The 19,285-nt window shown below is 52.9% G+C and carries 18 protein-coding genes; 13 read left to right on the top strand and 5 right to left on the bottom strand.

Annotation, left to right across the window (positions count from 1 at the left end):
- The first annotated feature begins 175 nt into the window (after positions 1–175).
- The 8 genes from ACWAU4_RS04055 (at position 176) to ACWAU4_RS04020 (ending at position 6,842) form a co-directional block, all read left to right on the top strand.
- Positions 176–1,126 (top strand): hypothetical protein, encoded by a 951-nt coding sequence (locus ACWAU4_RS04055; RefSeq protein WP_044733743.1) that lies wholly within the window; start codon positions 176–178, stop codon positions 1,124–1,126.
- Positions 1,127–1,157: 31 nt separating this feature from the next.
- Complete coding sequence (locus ACWAU4_RS04050) at positions 1,158–2,057, top strand: DUF350 domain-containing protein (RefSeq protein WP_025010360.1); 900 nt, start codon at positions 1,158–1,160, stop codon at positions 2,055–2,057.
- Between the two features lie 4 nt (positions 2,058–2,061).
- A complete protein-coding gene (locus ACWAU4_RS04045) occupies positions 2,062–3,789 on the top strand; it encodes a polyamine aminopropyltransferase (protein ID WP_187575607.1) in 1,728 nt (575 codons plus the stop codon).
- Positions 3,790–3,868: 79 nt separating this feature from the next.
- Positions 3,869–4,282 (top strand): YjfI family protein, encoded by a 414-nt coding sequence (locus tag ACWAU4_RS04040; RefSeq protein ID WP_025010359.1) that lies wholly within the window; start codon positions 3,869–3,871, stop codon positions 4,280–4,282.
- 11 nt (positions 4,283–4,293) lie between these two features.
- Positions 4,294–4,983 (top strand): PspA/IM30 family protein, encoded by a 690-nt coding sequence (locus tag ACWAU4_RS04035; RefSeq protein ID WP_025010358.1) that lies wholly within the window; start codon positions 4,294–4,296, stop codon positions 4,981–4,983.
- Positions 4,984–4,989: 6 nt separating this feature from the next.
- A complete protein-coding gene (locus ACWAU4_RS04030) occupies positions 4,990–5,640 on the top strand; it encodes a hypothetical protein (RefSeq protein ID WP_208125528.1) in 651 nt (216 codons plus the stop codon).
- Positions 5,641–5,646: 6 nt separating this feature from the next.
- The gene (locus ACWAU4_RS04025; protein WP_025010356.1) at positions 5,647–5,973 is read left to right on the top strand and encodes a hypothetical protein; all 327 of its coding nucleotides are present in this window, start codon (positions 5,647–5,649) and stop codon (positions 5,971–5,973) included.
- A gap of 71 nt (positions 5,974–6,044) precedes the next feature.
- Positions 6,045–6,842: an ion transporter gene (locus ACWAU4_RS04020; RefSeq protein WP_025010355.1), complete on the top strand. Its 798-nt coding sequence runs from the start codon at positions 6,045–6,047 to the stop codon at positions 6,840–6,842.
- Positions 6,843–6,921: 79 nt separating this feature from the next.
- On the opposite strand, the gene ACWAU4_RS04015 is transcribed toward ACWAU4_RS04020, so the two are convergent.
- Positions 6,922–8,406: a CYTH domain-containing protein gene (locus ACWAU4_RS04015; RefSeq protein WP_243756823.1), complete on the bottom strand. Its 1,485-nt coding sequence runs from the start codon at positions 8,404–8,406 to the stop codon at positions 6,922–6,924.
- Positions 8,407–8,638: 232 nt separating this feature from the next.
- Between ACWAU4_RS04015 and ACWAU4_RS04010 the strand changes: the two genes are divergently transcribed.
- From ACWAU4_RS04010 to putA, 4 genes are all read left to right on the top strand, one after another.
- Positions 8,639–9,319, top strand: coding sequence for a TIGR00153 family protein (locus tag ACWAU4_RS04010; protein ID WP_025010354.1), 681 nt, complete (start codon positions 8,639–8,641; stop codon positions 9,317–9,319).
- Between the two features lie 27 nt (positions 9,320–9,346).
- Positions 9,347–10,615: an inorganic phosphate transporter gene (locus ACWAU4_RS04005; RefSeq protein WP_025010353.1), complete on the top strand. Its 1,269-nt coding sequence runs from the start codon at positions 9,347–9,349 to the stop codon at positions 10,613–10,615.
- A gap of 127 nt (positions 10,616–10,742) precedes the next feature.
- A complete protein-coding gene (locus tag ACWAU4_RS04000; protein WP_025010352.1) occupies positions 10,743–11,321 on the top strand; it encodes a TIGR04211 family SH3 domain-containing protein in 579 nt (192 codons plus the stop codon).
- A gap of 254 nt (positions 11,322–11,575) precedes the next feature.
- On the top strand, positions 11,576–14,767 hold the full coding sequence (gene putA / locus ACWAU4_RS03995; RefSeq protein WP_170946755.1) for a bifunctional proline dehydrogenase/L-glutamate gamma-semialdehyde dehydrogenase PutA: 3,192 nt from the start codon (positions 11,576–11,578) through the stop codon (positions 14,765–14,767).
- A 75-nt stretch (positions 14,768–14,842) separates the two neighbouring features.
- On the opposite strand, the gene ACWAU4_RS03990 is transcribed toward putA, so the two are convergent.
- A complete protein-coding gene (locus ACWAU4_RS03990) occupies positions 14,843–16,072 on the bottom strand; it encodes a dicarboxylate/amino acid:cation symporter (protein WP_025010350.1) in 1,230 nt (409 codons plus the stop codon).
- Between the two features lie 230 nt (positions 16,073–16,302).
- On the bottom strand, positions 16,303–16,566 hold the full coding sequence (locus tag ACWAU4_RS03985; RefSeq protein WP_208125527.1) for a hypothetical protein: 264 nt from the start codon (positions 16,564–16,566) through the stop codon (positions 16,303–16,305).
- A gap of 406 nt (positions 16,567–16,972) precedes the next feature.
- Between ACWAU4_RS03985 and ACWAU4_RS03980 the strand changes: the two genes are divergently transcribed.
- Positions 16,973–18,271, top strand: a complete 1,299-nt coding sequence (locus ACWAU4_RS03980) for a DUF5666 domain-containing protein (protein ID WP_107005560.1) — start codon at positions 16,973–16,975, stop codon at positions 18,269–18,271.
- 87 nt (positions 18,272–18,358) lie between these two features.
- Here the strand turns inward: ACWAU4_RS03980 and ACWAU4_RS03975 are convergent, their stop codons facing one another.
- Both ACWAU4_RS03975 and ACWAU4_RS03970 read right to left on the bottom strand, forming a co-directional pair.
- Positions 18,359–18,931 carry a NifB/NifX family molybdenum-iron cluster-binding protein gene (locus tag ACWAU4_RS03975; RefSeq protein ID WP_101059221.1) on the bottom strand — a complete coding sequence of 191 codons (573 nt, stop codon included), beginning with the start codon at positions 18,929–18,931 and terminating at the stop codon, positions 18,359–18,361.
- Positions 18,928–19,218, bottom strand: a complete 291-nt coding sequence (locus ACWAU4_RS03970) for a DUF134 domain-containing protein (RefSeq protein ID WP_025888568.1) — start codon at positions 19,216–19,218, stop codon at positions 18,928–18,930. The genes ACWAU4_RS03975 and ACWAU4_RS03970 overlap by 4 nt, the downstream gene beginning before the upstream one ends.
- Between the last annotated feature and the right edge of the window lie 67 nt (positions 19,219–19,285).

Genomic DNA, 19,285 nt, shown 5'->3' with positions numbered 1-19,285 from the left:
AAACGTCCGCTCGACATGGATTTTAACCGGCCGATGCAGATGATTCTGACTTCACCCCAATTCTTGTGGGTGATACTCTGTGCACAGATTACACCAACTTGCACTGACGGCCTACGGGGACCAGAGGTTTTAGCAGCGTTTGCCGGGCTCAAGTGCTTATCATAATGGAGAAAACATGGCAGGAATGCTGATCCGTATTCTCAGTCTGCTGATGCTGTTATCACTGACAGCCTGCGGTGACGACAGACCCGAGCAGATTGCCCAGTTGCAACAGCTGAATGACCAACGTCTGGAAAAACTCGGCCAGATGCTGGACAAAGACCAGCTGCGCAATGGCATCTTACTCAAACAGTATGGTCAAATTCTGGCGCAGCAGCGGCCGGAGCTACAGCCGCTGGTGGAACAACTGACACTGGATGCCACCAGTAAGGGACCACTGTACAAGTCACTGGAAAGCAGGGTGAAAGACGCCAAGGTGGCGAGCAACTTTGTCAATCTTGACCAACAGTTGGAAGAGGGAAACAACCTCTATCAAGCGCTGGACTCCAGCCTGTTCAACGACATGCTTTCAGATCCCGTCAATGTGATTGCCGATATGTCAGAGGGCAAACTCGCCAGGGTCAACGCCATCAGCCGCGAGGCTTCAACCCTGGCCAATGGCTCGGAAGACTTTGGTGCCGGCAGCCAGTTAGTGGGTAACCCCGCCTATGGCCAGTGGCAAACCGATTCCAACGGCATGTCCTTTTGGGCCTGGTATGGCATGTACTCCATGTTTTCCAACCTGTTCCACAGGCCGGTTTATTATGACAACTGGTCCAGAGGCAGGGATTACAGCTACTACAATGATGTGGGGCGCTATCGCTATACCTCCCCCAAGCAGGCTAAAGCCCAAACCCAGGTCTATGAGCGCACCAAAAAACGTTTCGACTCTCAAGGCAAACGCTTTGACAGCCCTTATGCCAAGTCCCGCTCCGGCTCAAGCGCCCTCTCTCGTCAGAGCAGCGCCGCACCCAAGCCATCCAGCAGTGGGCAAACGGCCAGCAAGTTTCGCTCTAATTACTCTAAAGACAGCAGTTTCCGTAATTCTGGCAGTCGCACCAGCCGTGGTGTCAGCCGGGGCAAATAACTCAGCCAGGATCACAACTTAAGGAATGAACATGACTCTATTTCAGGAATTCGGCATCACTCAGGAACTGGCCGTCATACTCGCCATCGACCTTTCTATCGCCGTGGTACTGCTCACTCTGACCCGCTACCTGCAGGGATGGAGTGTTCGGGTAAACAGCAGTGAAGAGCTGGCGGTCAGAGACAACTTCGCCTTCGGCATCAGCACCGCCGGCGCTGTGGCGGCACTGGGTATCGTGCTGACCGGCGCCATTACCGGCGCCGCCGCCCACAGTTATCTGCAGGAAGCCATCGGCATGAGCGCCTATGGCCTGTTTGGGCTGGTGCTGATCAAACTGGGGCGCTTTTTGCACGATAAAATCGCCTTGAATAATATCGACAAGAACGCCCTGGTGCTCAAAGGCAATGTGTCGGTTGCCATAGTCGATGCCTCGGCCGCTATCGCCACTGCGATTATTATCCGCGCCGTGCTGCTGTGGGCCGAAGATCTGACCCTGGATACCTTTATTGCCATCCTCAGCGCCTTCGCTATTTCTCAATTGATGCTGGTGTTGCTGACCCGCCTCAGAGAGAATCGCTACGCCGCCCGCAACCAGGACAGCTCAATGCAGCAGGCGCTGGCGCAGGGAAATACCGCCCTGGCGATACGCCATGCCGGGGCGATGATCGCCATGGCACTGAGCTTCAATGCCGCCAGTCACTTTATCGTCTTCAGCCCTGAAGCCTATGTCACCAACGCCCTTGGCTGGCTGGTGTTCTCCTTCATTATGTTGGTGGTACTGAGCCTGTTGCTACCCTTGGTCAAACTCCTGGTGCTGGCAAAAATTGACCTCGCCGATGAGGTTGAGAAGCAGCACAACATAGGCTTGGCCGCTGTTGAAATGGCGATCAGCATAGCGGTTGCGCTGATCCTCACCGCTTTGATGGCCTGAGCCCGTGGCATTAAGTAGTCACGCCAACACCCAAGAGCCCAACAGACGTCACTTAGGTGCCCTCGATGATGCCCTGCTTCTGGGGATCATGGGGGTACTGGCGGCCTGTGGTCTGATATACGAATACCTGCTTTCCCATTATGCCGGGCGCATTTTGGGCGCCCTCGAGGCGGCCATCTACACCATGATAGGCTTGATGATAGTCTCCATGGGCTTGGGGGCCTTTGCCGCCCGCAAGATAAAGTGCGCCTTCAGCGGCTTTGCAGTATTGGAATTGACTGTCGCCTTGCTGGGCTCACTGGCGATTCTGATCACCGCGGCCGTCATCGGCTTTGGCCACGAGCTACCGGAACTGATAGGACGAACCCTGGGGCTACCGCCGGATCATCTGCCTCAGGGTGGCTTTATCGGCCGTTTTCAGGAGTTGTCCCGCTACCTGCCCTATTTCTGGGGTGTGTTGCTCGGTTTGATGATAGGCATGGAGATCCCGCTCATTGCCAGGGTGCGTCAGGCACTGTCCGATGAACACCTGCTGCACAATGCCGGCACCATTTATGGCGCCGACTATATAGGTGCTGGTGTGGGTGCGGCGCTCTGGGTCGGCTTTATGCTGGCGCTGGATATCCAGCTGGCTGCAGCCATGACCGCCGCCTTTAACCTCCTGGCCGGGTTTATCTTTATCATCCGCTTCAGGGACAGGATCCGCGCCGCCAACTGGTTACTGGCGGCACACGTACTGGCCACAGGAGTGCTGCTGATGCTGGCCATCAAGGGACCAACCTGGGAGCAAGGATTCAACAACCTCCTGTATCAGGACAAGGTGGTCTATGCCAAGGCTACCCGGTTTCAGCAACTGACACTGACCAAGCGCCTGATGGGTAACCATCTGCCGCCGGTTTACTCCCTCTATATCAATGGCCGGCTGCAGTTCTCCTCCAGCGATGAGCATATCTATCACGCCTTTCTGGTACATCCGACTCTGGCTGCCAGTGCCCGTCACGACAAGGTGTTGATCATAGGCGGCGGTGATGGATTGGGCTTGAAACAGGTACTGAAATGGCAACCCAAGCAGGTCACTCTGGTGGATCTCGATGCCGAGATGGTCAAACTGTTCAAAGAACCTGGGGCTGAAGTACCGGAAGATCTCAGGACAGCATTGCTCGGCCTCAACGGCAACGCCTTTGCCGATCCCAGGGTGGAAACGGTTTTCGACGATGCCTTTAACGGTGTCGACCGCTTGCTGGCCCGCGGCGATAAATACGATGCCATCATAGTGGATCTGCCTGATCCCTCACATCCGGATCTCAATAAGCTCTATTCAGACCTGTTTTATAAAAAACTCAGGGAACTTTTGAGCGCGGATGGGGCCATCAGTATACAGTCCACCTCGCCTTACCATGCGACCAAGGCCTTTATCTCTGTAGGCAAGACCCTTGCGCTGGCGGGATTCAAGGTGAATCAGTATCACCACAATGTGCCCAGCTTTGGCGAATGGGGCTGGACCATAGGGACACTCAATGGCCAGGACGCCAAGAGTCGGCTGCAGCAGATGCAGCAACTGCCGGTAGAGGATGACTGGTTGACGCCTGGGCTTATTCGCGGAGCCTTCGAGTTTCCGAAACAGTTTTACACTAAGATGGACCAGGTTCAGCCCAACACCATAGGCTCGCTGCAGCTGTATTACTACCACCTGCAGGCATGGACAGATGAACAGGGTGTAGCAACCTTTTAAACAGGCAAAGATAACGCTTGACATATTATGTCTCGGTGTTATCTTTAAACGCAGACATAATATGTCAAAGAGGACAAATATGAATATTCACACTATTGCCAATCATTTAAATGGACTTGGCGACAACAGCTCTACTGGGTTCCAGTTTGACTGTTACCCCATTGAAGGGGATGTAGAAGTGTTGCAGGTCAATGTGGTTGGCCGTGAAGAGATCCCCGTATTTGTTTCGGTAACGGAAAACCAAATCCTCTGCATCAGTTATCTCTGGGGAGAGGATGAACTCAAGCAGGAACGCCGTGCCGAGATGTTTGAAACCATGTTGGAACTCAACATCCCTATGCCACTGTCTTCATTCGCCAAGATTGACGATAAGTATGTGGTTTACGGTGCACTCTCCCTGCAATCGAGCATGCTGGAAATAGAACAGGAACTCTCTGTCCTGTCTGACAACTGTCTCGAAGTCATTGACGAACTGGTCGACTTTTTGAAATAAGGAGCCAAATCATGGGCATACTGAACAAAATTCTTACAGCATTCCGCGGTGGGGCCAACGAAGTCGGCCAAAGCATAGTGGATGCCAATTCAACCCGCATCTTCGAACAGGAGATCCGTGACGCCGAGAAACACCTCACCAAAGCCAAGCGTGAACTGACAGATGTGATGGCCAAAGAGATGCAAGCCAGCCGTGAAATCGATCGCATTAAGCGTGCTGTCGCCGAGCATGAAGGCTATGCCACTCAGGCACTGGAAAAAGGCAATGAAACTCTGGCACTGGAAGTGGCCGAGAAGATTGCCCAGCTGGAAATGGAACTGGCCGAGCAACAAACTGCCAACGACAGCTTCAGCGCCCATGCTGCCCGCCTGAAAGATCTGGTGAAGAAGACCGAACGTCAGCTGGCCGACTATCAGCGTCAGTTGAGCATGGTCAAGACCACTGAAAGCGTGCAAAAGGCCACGGCTTCCATTACCGACTCTTTCGCGTCAAGCAACTCCAAGCTGCTCAACGCCAAAGACTCACTGGAGCGTATCAAGGCACGTCAGCAACAGTTTGACGACCGCCTGAAGGCTGCCGAAAATCTGGAAGCCGAGAACAGCGACCAATCGCTGAAAGCCAAGCTGGCTGAAGCCGGTATCGGCGAGCAGAAGAGCAACGCCAGCGATGTGCTCGAGCGTTTGAAAGCCAAGAAAGGCTGATAACCTATGGGATTCTTTGGCAGCCTGTTTGGCAAAAAAGAAACTCCAGTGCGTCAGCTTAAGCACCCATCAGAGCTGCAAAAGGGCGATATGATCTCCCTTGATGACAGCTTTGCCCTGCCCGCGCATCTGCGCGGGCAGCAGCTTAGGGTCGAAGCCGTCAATACCTATGAGTATCAGCGCAGTCAGTCGACTGAATGGGTACTCAAGGGGCACAGCGGCGAAGCCATCTATCTGGGGCTGGATGAAGACGACGAAACCTGGCTGGCTTTCTCGCTGAAGATAAGCCGCGCTCAGGTCGATGCCTTATTCGATCTGGATGATTTCTCCGCGATCTTCGATGAGCCGGGGAAAGCTGAGCTGAGTACCAAGGGACTCACTGCCGAGACTGAGATGCTTGAGCAATGGCTCGGGAAACACTACCATCAGGTCAGTTTTGCTGAGTTTGGCTATTTCCACCGGGAAGATTACCGTGGACTCAGGCCGCCTCAGGATGCTGACGGTGCAACAGGTGATGCCTTCGAAAGCTATCAGTTGCTGGATGACGATGAGTCTCGCGCTCTGGATATCGAAGTCTATGAAGGCGGCGAAACCGACGTTGCGCTGACCCTTTACCGCCCCCTCAGCGATATTCGTGACTACTGGCCAGGAGAATAATGCGGCATGAGCAAGAACCACCCTTATCCGGAAAAATGGTTACAAAACCAAAAGGCTGCCAAGGCGACTCAGGTAGCTTTTGATCTGGATGAAAGGTTTCAATACTCCATCCGCAAGGCGGCCCTGGATACAGGTGTCAGCCCTTCAGATCAGATACGCATGATATTGGGTTTATCCGTGGCCAAGCGTCCCAAGCGGCCACGGTTAACCGTTTCGCTCAGCCCCACCGATTATGTCCAGCTCGCCGAAAAATACGGCCTGGCTCCGGATGCGCAATTGGAAATCAAAAAACGGGTATTGGAAGACCTGGTACAATTCGTAGACGAGCAATAAACAAGCGCGTTTACAGCTAACGGCAAGTCTTTTACCCTGAAAGGATACAAAGTTTCTCAATGGAAGAACCAATGCCGGATAAATCTCGCTGGTTCCTGAAACCGCCTGTTCAGGTCTCCCCTTTCGAATTGGCGATGATGATGTTGTCGCTGATCTCTGTGGTTGTGATCCTTATCATGACCTTTGTCCCTGTCGATCCTGAAACCCACAAGTTGTTGTTTTATATCGATACGGGTATCTGCTTTATCTTTATGAGTTATTTCCTGGTGGGTCTGTTCCGGGCAGAGAATAAACTCACCTATATCAAGTCTCACTGGGTCGACTTTGTCGCCAGTATTCCGGCGATTGAAGCGCTGCGCTTTGCCCGTTTATTTCAGATCCTCAGGGTATTGAGGCTCATTCGCATGAGTCGTTCCCTGATAGGGCCACTGCTGAAGCAAAGGCGTCAGGCCACCATCGCCAGCTTGCTGGTATCCATGGTCACCATCATCACCATAGCCTCGGTATTGATGTTGCTGGTGGAAAGCGGCGCCGAAGGCGCCAATATTCAAACCGCCGAAAACGCCATCTGGTGGGCAATAGTGACCATTTCCACCGTAGGTTACGGTGACTTTTACCCTGTGACGACAGTGGGCCATGTGATAGGTGGGGTGGTCATCGTCTGCGGGGTCAGTTTCTTCGGGGTTATTTCCGGTTATATGGCATCACTATTTGTCGCTCCCGATGAGCAGGAGAGCCTGGAAAACCAAAGCAAGGTCATCAAGAGCGAGTTGGATTTGGTACTCGAACGCATGGAAGCCAACCAACAACAGATGCTGACGGAAATCGCCGACTTGAAACAGAAGCTGGCGCAGCAGCAACGGGACTAATCAATCGACTAAAAAGGACGCCGAGGCGTCCTTTTTAGTGCTTACTCCCGGGCGATTCGTCCGGAACTCTTACCAGGCATCAGCGCCAGTAGGGTTGCTGCTGCAGTGCCATCTTGCGGGATTGTTCCATGGCAAAAATCAGACTCTGCTGTTTGTCTGCCAAAGCCTCGGCAAGCTCTGGCGCCAACTGCTCGGCCATGGCATAAGCGCCAAGACTGATGATCCCCTGACTCAAGTCCTGCCAGGGCGCGCGGAAACTATCGCGAGCCTTGGATGAGTAGAGACTGCCATAGGCCAGCCCCACCAAAATACCTTCATCCAAGGGAGCTGCCAGCTTGAGATAATCATCACGGCTGAGCTCGTCTCCCTGCATGGCCGCCAGCAGTTTTTGCCAGGAAGCCTCCTGCAGACCGTCACAGGTTCCCTTCAAGCCCCCTGCCACGGCTATCTGCATCTCGCCACTGGCCAGCTCGAGCAACATATTGACCAGTTGCAACTGCAGCTGACCATAACGGCAATCCTGCCATAGCGCTTGCAAGCGGCTGCGGAAATCCATCTTTTGCAACTGTTGCACGGCTCGCTCGCGCACGCTCTCGGCATTGGCCAACTTACCAAGCAACAATTTATCCTGGGCCAGACGCGTGAGAGAGTTGGCTTCTGTTACAAAGGCGAGTTGCTGCTCCAGCCAGAAAAATCGCGCATCAGTCTGGCTGTTGCCCAGAGTAAACTGGCCCAGGGTCAAGCGCAGCAGGCGCACACAGGAGCGCAGACGCTGCCACAATAACGCTTGCCCTGCCGGGTCATCCAAACTCTCGGCAATCATGCCCTCCAACAGTTGCCAACGCTCCAGCGCCGTTTCCAGCACCACCAGAAGGGTAGCTTTGATATCACTGTCGCAGGGCAGGCTGATATATTGCAGCGCCTCCAACGCCAGCGGACTGGCCTGCTGCGCCAGACGATAACCTCGCTGCGCCTTGCTGGCCTTCCCAAGACGCATGGGCAGATTGGCAGCAACCTGCTGTGCCAACGGCAAGAGATCGGCCGCCCGGCCACGCTTGAGTTCAAACTCCAACTCACAAAGCGATTCGCTCTGGCCCCCGGCGGCGATAGTGCCGGTATCCAGAGCCAGTTCTATCAGGCTCTCCCCCTGAACCACCAACCAGCGGCAACGCTGAAAATCGGTATGAAACAGGCAGGTAAGCCGGGCCTGCAACGAATCGATGTCGGAATTCTCAGGCCAAATTTCGGCGGGAAATAGCGACAAAACCGGGCTATTGGCGTCTATATCGACATTGTATTCCGGCCGACTGTGGATCCCACCGCTAACACGACCGGCCGTTTTTATGGTTTGCTCCCGCTTGCCATCACATCCGCGGACTCTAAGGCCCATATCCAGCTGACGCAGTGCCAGCTCGGGCGTATCATAATAGCCATTACTTAGCTGCTGGCACCCTTGGGATGTGGCGGCGGGTAAGGAGTTCAGAAATGTGGTCAGGCGACTGACTTCCGTGGCGGGGAAAAAGAGCTTAAGTTCTATCTCATTTTGTTGATTGTCGGCATCCATGGTGCACTACTGCTCATTTTGTCATCAAAAATTCATCATCTCGTCATTTCGAGGTCACAATGTCATATTGTTGTCACAAAAATGACCTAGGATTATCCTGTCGGGTGATATATAACCCGATAGAATAAGAACTGACGTGTTTTCTGTAAAAACACAGTTTCAATAAGCGGACGCTTGGGTTAACATTCGCCCGCTTTTCCAATAGTGGAATAACCTAAATAGGTAAACGGCTATGCCAGTAAACTCTATTTTAGGCGTGTTTGCAAAATCGCCGATAAAACCTCTGCAAGAGCATATAGACAAAGTATACGATTGCGCTTCGTTACTTGTGCCCTTCTTCGAAGCAACCATAGCTGAAGATTGGGACAATGCGGTCACTATTCGCAAGAAGATCAGCCAAGAGGAAAAAGAAGCTGACTCACTGAAACGCGAAATCCGCCTGACACTGCCAGGTGGTTTGTTTATGCCAGTAGAAAGGACTGACTTGCTGGAGCTCCTGACTCAACAGGACAAAATCGCCAATAAAGCCAAAGATATTTCAGGTCGAATCATCGGCCGCCAACTGCTTGTCCCTCAAACCATCCAAACCCCTTTCATCGCTTATTTGCAGCGCTGCCTGGATGCAGTCGCCCTGGCCAAAGAAGCGATCAACGAGCTCGATGATCTGCTGGAAGCAGGCTTCCGTGGCCGTGAAGTGGATTTGGTTGCCAAAATGATCAGTGAACTCGATGCCATCGAAGAAGACACTGATGATCTGCAAATTCAGGTGCGTCGACAGCTGTTCGCTATGGAAGCTGAACTGAATCCTATCGATGTCATGTTTCTCTATAAGATAATTGAGTGGGTTGGTGACCTGGCAGATCTTGCCGAACGTGTCGGTTCCCGCCTTGAGCTGATGCTGGCTCGCGTCTAACAAACAAAAGGTTATCAAGGTAACAACATGGTTGATGTATTAGTCACCTATGGCCCCTGGCTCATAGGTATCGCGGCTGTTTTCGGGTTTCTTATGGCCTGGGGCATTGGAGCCAACGACGTGGCGAATGCAATGGGTACGTCTGTTGGTTCAAACGCAATTACCATTAAGCAAGCGATCATTATCGCAATGATCTTTGAATTCGCCGGGGCCTATCTGGCCGGTGGCGAAGTCACCAGCACCATTCGCAATGGGATCATAGATTCCAGCTACTTTACCGAAGTGCCGGAACTCCTGGTCTACGGCATGATAGCTTCGCTACTGGCCGCAGGCATTTGGCTGGTCGCCGCATCAGCTCTGGGCTGGCCGGTTTCCACCACTCACTCTATCGTGGGTGCCATCATAGGTTTTGCCGCCGTGGGCGTGGGCACTGAAGCCGTTGCCTGGGGCAAAGTCGTTGGTATCGTTGGCTCTTGGGTCATCACCCCTGCGATTTCCGGCTTTATCGCCTTTATGATTTTCCAGAGCGTACAAAAACTGATTTTCAACACCGAAGATCCTCTCGGTAACGCCAAACGTTATGTGCCTTTCTACATGGCCTTTGCCGGCTTTGTAATGTCTTTGGTCACCATCACCAAAGGATTGAAACACGTTGGTCTCAAGTTCAGCACAGTGGAAGCCTATCTGCTGGCGCTGGCGATTGCCATTCTGGTGGGTATCGCAGGTAAAATCGCCATCAGTCGCCTGAAAATGAGCAGCAAAAATGACCGCCAAACTCAATTTGGTAACGTGGAAAGAGTCTTCGCCATCCTGATGGTAGTGACTGCCTGTTGTATGGCTTTTGCCCATGGTTCCAATGACGTGGCCAACGCCATCGGCCCATTGGCCGCGGTAGTCTCTGTAGTCAGCAGTGGCGGAGAAATCGGCTCTAAGTCAGCTTTGGTTTGGTGGATTCTGCCTCTGGGCGCCGTCGGTATCGTTATGGGACTGGCCATATTCGGTAAGCGCGTAATGACCACCATAGGCAAAAATATTACTCACCTGACTCCAAGTCGCGGCTTTGCCGCCGAGCTGGCTGCTGCGTCAACCGTGGTTATCGCCTCGGGCACAGGTTTGCCTATCTCCACCACTCAAACTCTGGTGGGTGCGGTACTGGGTGTGGGCATGGCCAGGGGTATTGCCGCCATCAATATCGGTGTGGTTCGCAACATTGTGGTCTCTTGGGTCGTCACCCTGCCAGCCGGTGCCGGCTTGTCTATTCTGTTCTTCTTCACCATTAAAGGTGTGTTCGGCTAACAGAAATAGCTGTAGAAATCACGGTAAATATCATGATTATAAGAGGGAAGTCGAATGACTTCCCTCTTGCATTGGCGCCCTCAAATCCCTAGCATGTGGGCAGTATTTTGCGACAGAGAATGACTAAGTGTTAAGACTCCTGACTCTCATAGGGATGATGCTCCTGTCTCCCACCCTATTGGCCCAAGGCCAGACGCGCTATATTTCGGACGATGTCTTCATCTATATTCATGGTGGACCCGGCACTCAATACCGGATCCTGGGTAGTGTCGAAGCCGGTCAGCAGATAAGCGTGTTGCCTGAGCGCCAAGGCGATTACACCAAGATTATCGACCATAAGGATCGTGAAGGCTGGGTATTGACCAGCATGATCTCCAAGGACAAGTCGCTGCGTTTTCGCGTCTCAGAACTGGAAAGCCAGTTGGCCGAAGCCAAAGGCCAGCTCACAGGACTTCAGAGCGAAAATGGTGACTTCAAGGGCGAGCTTGGCAGCCTCAAGTCTCAGCTGAGCAAGGCCCAGGCGGAACTGGCTGAAGCCAGCACAGAACGCGATGAAGCCATAGCCAAGCTCAAGTCGATGAAAGACAATGAACGTTTCCGTATGTGGCAGGAAGGCGGGCTCATCGCCGCCCTGGGTTTGATCCTCGGGGTCATTCTGGTTTACATGCCAAGACCACAGCGACGCAAGAAAGATCGTTGGATGTAATAGCATTTTTCCCTTCTCAAAGGCCAGTGTTTAAAACCACTGGCCTTTTGTTTATGTGACTTTACAGCTGGGCTACGTAAAGCCAATTAAACAATTTTCACATTCCCGCCAAGATTGGTGTCACAGATCACATTTTGATTGTATAATCGGCGCGCGCAAGCGCCAATATTGTATACAAAAATAATAAAGCGTCTTTTGCGTCAGACATATTCCAGGTAATTCGAGCAGTCCTTAACTGCCCCCAACCGGCTTAGATGGAAGCGATAACTATGTTCAAAGCGAGTGAAGTTCTGGCAGGCCACTATGATAGCGCCAATCTCGACGAACTCTTTAAAGCCATCAGTGACAACTATATTGTCGACGAAGAGCAATATCTGTCCGATCTGATCAAGCTAGTCCCGTCGAGTGACGAAACCATAGAGCGTGTGACCCGTCGCGCCCACGACTTGGTCAGCAAGGTTCGTCAATATGACAAAAAAGGTCTGATGGTAGGTATAGACGCTTTTTTACAGCAATACAGCCTTGAGACTCAGGAAGGCATCATACTCATGTGCCTGGCCGAAGCCCTGCTGCGGATCCCGGATCCGGAAACGGCCGATGCCCTGATTGAAGACAAGCTATCAGGTGCCAAATGGGACGAGCATCTGTCAAAGAGTGATTCTGTATTGGTCAACGCCTCGACATGGGGCCTGATGCTGACGGGCAAAATCGTCAAACTGGATCGCAACCTGGATGGCAGTCCAAGCAACTTATTGAAGCGCTTGGTTAATCGCTTGGGTGAGCCGGTGATCCGTCAAGCCATGTATGCCGCCATGAAGATCATGGGCAAGCAGTTCGTACTCGGCCGCACAGTTAAAGAAGCGCTGAAAAACAGTGAAGACAAGCGCAAGCAGGGCTATACCCACTCTTACGACATGCTGGGTGAAGCCGCACTGACCCAGAGAGACGCCCAGAAATACTTCCAGGATTACTCCCACGCCATCAGCGAATTGGGAGCCCAGCAGTACGATGAATCCCAGGCGCCCAGACCGACGATTTCCATCAAGCTGTCGGCGCTGCATCCCCGCTATGAAGTGGCCAATGAAGACAGAGTCATGTCCGAGTTGTATGCCACAGTGATCAAACTGATTGAGCAAGCTCGCAGCCTGAATGTCGGTATCTCTATTGATGCCGAAGAGGTAGACCGTCTCGAGTTGTCGCTCAAGCTGTTCCGCAAGCTATACAACTCTGAAGCCGCCAAGGGTTGGGGCCTTTTGGGCATAGTGGTGCAGGCTTACTCCAAACGGGCCCTGCCTGTACTCCTGTGGCTGACCAAGCTTGCCAAAGAGCAAGGTGATGAAATCCCGCTGCGACTGGTGAAAGGCGCTTATTGGGACAGCGAACTCAAGTGGGCTCAGCAGGCAGGTGAAGCCGGTTACCCTCTCTACACCCGCAAGGTGGGGACGGATCTCTCCTATTTGGCCTGTGCCCGTTTCCTGCTGTCGGACAAGACCCGCGGTGCCATCTATCCACAATTTGCCAGCCATAACGCCCAGACGGTCGCTGCCATCAGCGATATGGCCGGCGATCGTGAGTTTGAATTCCAGCGTCTTCATGGCATGGGACAGGAACTGTACGACACTATTTTGGCGGAAAGCCGAGCTCGCACCGTCAGAATTTATGCCCCGATAGGTGCCCATAAAGATCTGCTGCCCTATCTGGTGCGCCGTCTGCTGGAAAACGGTGCCAACACGTCATTTGTGCATAAGTTGGTGGATCCCAAGACGCCGATCGATTCACTGATCACCCACCCTCTGGTGACAGTCAAACAATACAAAACCCTGGCCAATAACAAGATAGTGAAGCCTGCCGACATCTTTGGCAGTGAACGCAAAAACTCCAAGGGACTCAATATGAACATTCTCTCTGAAGCCGAACCCTTCTTCGCAGCACTGGATCAGTTCAAGACTCATCAATGGCATGGCGGCCCGCTGATCAATGGTGAAACCCTGAGCGGCGAGTCAAAGGCGGTTGTCAGCCCCTATGACACTACACAAACCGTCGGTCAGGTGGTTTTTGCCGACAACCAAGCCGTCGAGCAGGCCATCAGTTCAGCCGTCGCAGCTTTCCCTGCCTGGTGTCGCACGCCGGTGGAAAAGCGCGCCAACGCGCTGCAAAAACTGGCCGACCTGCTGGAAGAAAATCGCGAAGAGCTGATCGTGCTCTGTACCCGGGAAGCAGGCAAGAGTCTGCAGGACGGCATAGATGAAGTCCGTGAAGCCATCGACTTCTGCCGCTACTATGCAGTGCAGGCCAAGAAGATGATGAGCAAGCCCGAGCTACTCCCTGGGCCGACCGGCGAATTGAACGAGCTGTTTGTTCAAGGCCGCGGTGTCTTTGTCTGTATCAGCCCCTGGAACTTCCCGTTGGCGATTTTCCTCGGTCAGGTGACTGCTGCCCTTGCTGCCGGCAACACAGTTATCGCCAAACCTGCCGAGCAAACCTGCCTGGTGGGTTACCGCGCCGTACAACTGGCCCATGAAGCCGGGATCCCCAAAGAAGTGCTGCAATTCCTGCCGGGCACAGGCGCCAGTGTCGGCGCCGCACTGACCAGCGACGAACGTATCGGCGGCGTATGCTTCACAGGTTCTACCGGCACGGCCAAGGTGATCAACCGTGCTCTGGCTGCCCGCGAAGGCGCCATCATTCCGCTTATCGCCGAAACCGGTGGTCAAAATGCCATGGTGGTGGACTCCACTTCCCAGCCGGAGCAAGTGGTCAACGATGTGGTTGCCTCTTCCTTTACCAGTGCCGGCCAGCGCTGCTCAGCGCTGCGGGTACTCTATCTGCAGGAAGATATCGCCGATCGGGTACTGGAGATCCTCAAGGGTGCCATGGATGAACTCAGCATTGGCTATCCAGGTTCAGTGAAGACAGATGTCGGCCCTGTGATCGATGCCACCGCCAAGGCCAATCTCAACGCTCATATCGAGCACATCAAACAGGTAGGTAAGCTTATCAAACAGGTGGAGCTGCCCGCTGACTGCAAGGATGGCCATTTCGTTGCTCCAACCGCAGTGGAAATCGATTCCATCAAGGTGCTGGAGAAAGAACATTTCGGCCCGATACTGCACGTTATCCGTTTCAAAGCCTCAGAGCTGGACAAGGTGATTGCCGATATCAACAGCACAGGCTTTGGTCTGACTCTGGGGATCCACAGCCGCAATGAAGGCCACGCCCTGAGCGTTGCCGACCGAGTCAATGTAGGTAACGTCTATATCAACCGTAACCAGATTGGCGCCGTGGTGGGTGTGCAGCCCTTCGGTGGTCAGGGGCTTTCCGGCACAGGCCCCAAGGCTGGCGGGCCACACTACCTGACCCGCTTTATGACGGAAAAGACCCGCACCAACAACATCACAGCCATAGGTGGCAATGCCACTCTACTGTCACTGGGTGATGCGGAATAATCTCCACCCATGAAAAAAGCCAGGAATAGTTTCCTGGCTTTTTATTACCTGCTCACGGCAAACAAACTCACGCTATCAGCTCTTGGCTTCCTCGGGACAAAAGTTGTCCATCACCAGAGCGCAGGCTGCATCGCCGGTAATATTCAGCGATGTACGTATCATGTCAAATACCCGGTCGAGGGCAAACAGCAGTGGCAGTCCATCAATAGGGATCTTGGCCGCCAGTAATACGGCCACCACCAGGAAAGAAGGTCCCGGCACCCCTGCCTGGCCAATAGCGCCCAAGGTGGAGGTGAAGATGATAGCCGCATAGGCGGCAAGGCTCAGATCAATGTTATACATTTGGGCAAAGAACATGGCGACCAAACCATAATAGATGGCGTTGCCGCTCATATTGATGGTGGCGCCCAACGGCAATACGAAAGAAGCCGTGGCTTTTGAGACTTTCAACTCCTGCTCACAGGTTTCCATATTCACCGGCAAGGTTGCCATGGAGGAAGCTGTGGACAGCGCCATGACCTGTGGCTTTTTCATTGCACTGATAAAGCGTGCCGCCGACACCTTGGAAAACAGTTGCACCACCAAGGGGAAGAAGATGAAACCATAAATCAAAATTGCCCCAACGAAGACGATGAACAGTTTAAATACCACCTCCAGGGCTTCAAAACCAAAGGTGCCGACTGAGTCAGCCATCAGACCGAATACGCCTATGGGGGCCACCAACATGACACAGTTGATCATCCATACCATGGCCTCCGTGATGGCGTTGAGCGCGCCGAGGATCGGCTTGGCACCATCGCCCTTGACCTTGGTCAGTGCTATGCCGAAGAAGATACTGAACACCAGGATCTGCAGAATATTGCCGCCGGTAAGCGACTCAAACACATTGGTTGGTATCATGCCGATGAAGGTATCCATCACCCCGGGGAGATCGCCCTGCTCCTTGGTGACCTCCATCAGATCCGTCATACTGTGAGCGGTAAAATCAACACCCTTGCCCGGTTCAAACAGGTTTCCCAGCGCCAATGCCATCGCCACGGCAATGCCCGAAGTCACAATAAAGAAACCGAATGTTCCGAGACCGATTTTCCCCGCCGATGGCGTATCCCCTAGGCTGGCGGCACCGGAGATGATGGCCACCAATACCAGAGGAATGACCAACATCTTGATTAGATGGATAAAAATAGTCCCCAGTGGGGCAAACATGCTGGCATCTTTGCCCAACCACCAGCCGACAGCCGCCCCCAAAAACATGGCAATCACGACTTGCACGCCGATATTGCCAATCCAGTGTTTGTTATTCATTGTTATGTCCCCGCCGCACAAGGGCGTCATCTTGTCAAAATCAAAGCGGGCAAAGGTACCACATTCAAGCCAATCGCTTCCGTGAGTTTTCTCGACTCAGGCTCAACAATTAGTCAAAAATGGCAAGAGATGCAAAGAGAATTGGAAAAATTCAATTCTCTTTGCCTAGAAATGAGGAAAGTTTAAAAAAACTTGGATTTTAGCGGCCAGAAGTAGAGATATTTCAAAGCCTACAGCTGAGTAGAAACTGCCAAGGCTGCAGCTGCGGCCAATGCCACCAGCACTATCCAGACCATCGCATTGCCGCTCCCCGGCTCTTGGTCGGTCAATTCCAGTTCCGGATGCCCCTGCAAATAGTCTTCCACCTTCCTCTTTGCCTCTTTTAGGCTCAAGTTCTCACGTTCACGCAGGTGTTTAATTGCAAGAATCTTTTGCTTGTCTTCCAGTAAACTGATCACTTCCAAATCCAAGGAGTTTTCTTTGGTAGGGTTCATAGTATCTTCCTGATTGAGGGTGGACATCATTGTCACGACTTTCCTAATACAGATAACTTTAGCCATAAAAAGGTGTTGAGCCAAGTAGTAACTTGTTCTCTTTTTTAGCTATTAATGTTTTCCTACGGGATAAAAGCCTGGCTCCTACAAGGCAAAAAACATCAAAGCGCATTGATTGCGCTGCAACCGCATGTTTGTGCCTCAATTGCGGCCAATATGAGAGATTTATTCCCATAACCGCTTCAGAAAAAAACCACTACAGCACGGGGATTTTCACAGTAACCCGCTATTTATTAACGGCAACACCCGATTATTAACAAAGTTTAATTCCCTCCTCATCTTGGCCTCATCTGCAGTTGTTTATTCTGCCGCCGTTTTTGAAATCCATGACCCTAAGGAGAACAGAATGCAAAGAAGCATATGGCTGGTTCCTCTCGTTGCCGGACTGAGCGCCTGTGGCGGTTCAGACTCCAATGAGCCGAACAATCCCGATCCCCAACCGCCGGTTTCCACTTTGGCCAAGACTATCCAAGGTACCCTGCAAAAGGTCGATACGGATAAGCTCTGGGTCAATGGTGTAGCAATCCCGGCGGCCCGGGCCAGTGTTGAAATCAATGAAACCAAGGCCAGTGTCGCCGAGCTGAAACCAGGTATGCAGCTCAACATCAAGACAGATGGCAGCAGTGCCACCAGCGTGGATTATGACCCTGTGCTGGTTTCCCCGGTGAGCGCTATTGATGGCGATCAGGCTGTTGTGGCCGGCTACCGGGTGACTGGGCTGGACATAAGTAAAATTAAGGCCGGCGACATAGTTGAGATCAGTGGTTATAACCTGAGTGATAACCAGTTCAAGGCCACCTATTTTGCTATCGACAATGACAGGCAAGAGATGGAAGTTGAAGGCCGGGTAAGCAAGCTGGACACCCATCTGAAGCAGTTCTATATCGGTAGCATGCAGGTGGACTATGGTGCCAATGCCGTGCAGGTAGAAGGCACACTGGCCAATGGTTCCTGGGTAGAAGTTGAAGGTCAATATCAGGGTGAAGTATTACTGGCTTCTGAAGTGGAAGTCGAACGCGCCCCGGATTTGGACAACGGCACTGAGGTGGAACTTGAAGGTCAGGTTACCTGGGTCAACGAGTTGCAAACCCGCTTTACCCTGAACCAAAAATGGCAAGTGACACTGGATGGCAAGACTCTCTTTGAAGATGGCACTGTTGCCGATCTCAAACCCGGTGCCTTGGTCGATGTGGAAGGCCTGTGGCAAGACGATACTCAAGAGCTGAAGGCCACCGAAATTGAATTTGAGAAACAGAGTCAGCCTCCTGTAATTGCAGGCCACGGCTTCGAGGTTGAAGGCAAGGCAGTGTATGAGGCCGGTGTATTCAGCATCAACGGCATAGTGCTGACACTGACGCCTCAGACCCGCTTTGAAGATGGTTTGAACCAAGCCAGCCTCAACGGCACCTGGGTACAGGTTGAAGGATCAGAGCAAAATGGCCAATTCCTGGTAATGGAAATCGAACCTGAGGTGCAGGAAGCGGACATAGAGCTCAAGGGCTTGGTCAATGATGACGGTCAAGGCGCCAGCCTCTGGGGTTATAAGGCCAGCGACGACAGCCTCAAGCCTCATATCGGCAAGAGGGTCGACCTGGAATGCCGCTTCAGTGGCGAACTGCTGAGCCAGTGCCGCCTGGATGATTGATAGCGCAAGACTTTGCTAACCCAAGGTTTTGGGCAAAAGAGTGCCGGCTTTCTGCCGGCACTCTTGTATCTATTTCTGTAGACGGCTTTATCGCAAAGGCCTGAAGCCTGCGTAACTCAACTTGCCTTGCTGGTTTAACGGGTCACCAAGAGGTTTTAGTTTGGCCTCGGTGCGGCTCTTACAGCCACAGCCGCCACAACCGCCTTTCGCATCCGCTTCATGGCCATGATCATCACCATGACAAGCTGCGCCGGTTTCATTATGACCATGGCAACCACAGCCGCCACCACAACCTCCTTTGGCTTGATGTTTGAGTGATGGACGTCCAGCCGCGGCATTGGTCAGCCGCAACTGAATATCGCTGGCCGCAACCAGCAAAGCGGCGATATCGCAGCTCTCTTTGCCTGGCCGACAAACGCTGATGCCGCCATCGAGCAGCTTACCCAACATTCGCTCGCCGATTTGATCCACCAACACAATGCGGCCACCTTTGTCCTTGATAAGTTGCAGCATCGCCTTTTTGGCGGCGCAGTTACCGCCTGCGACTGCCGGGTTATCCAGGGTAAAACAGTGGTTATGGTGGTTATCATAAAAGGCCAGTTCTTTGGCCTTGGTAAAATGCCCGGCCAAGCGGCCCCGGCTCAAGGGTATCACTATCATCTCTGTTCCTCAGTGTGGGGCAACTCCAGCATCTGTCCCTCTATCAGGGCCTTGGCCAGCTTATGGCGTGCCTGCTTAATCAAGTTACCAAAGGTCTGTCTGGATATCCCCATCTGCTCGGCGGCCTCTTGTTGCGCCAGACCGCGAAAGTCGGCTAGCGCCAGGGCCTCAAACTCATCGGCCGCCAAGGCGACCGCCTCCAGGGCTGAGGCCGGAATGCCGTTGGGTTTGTAGAAGCGACAGGGCGTGCCATGCTGCAGGCGGCGGCATTTTCTGGGTCTGGGCATGGGAGTATCCTTATTGGTTATTAGCATATGCCAATAACTTTATTCTGACTTTGAACCCGTATGGGAT

This window comes from Shewanella sp. FeAMO, from assembly GCF_053653955.1.
The sequence above is the reverse complement of the archived record's forward strand: the minus strand, read 5'-3'. Positions and strand labels throughout refer to the sequence as shown.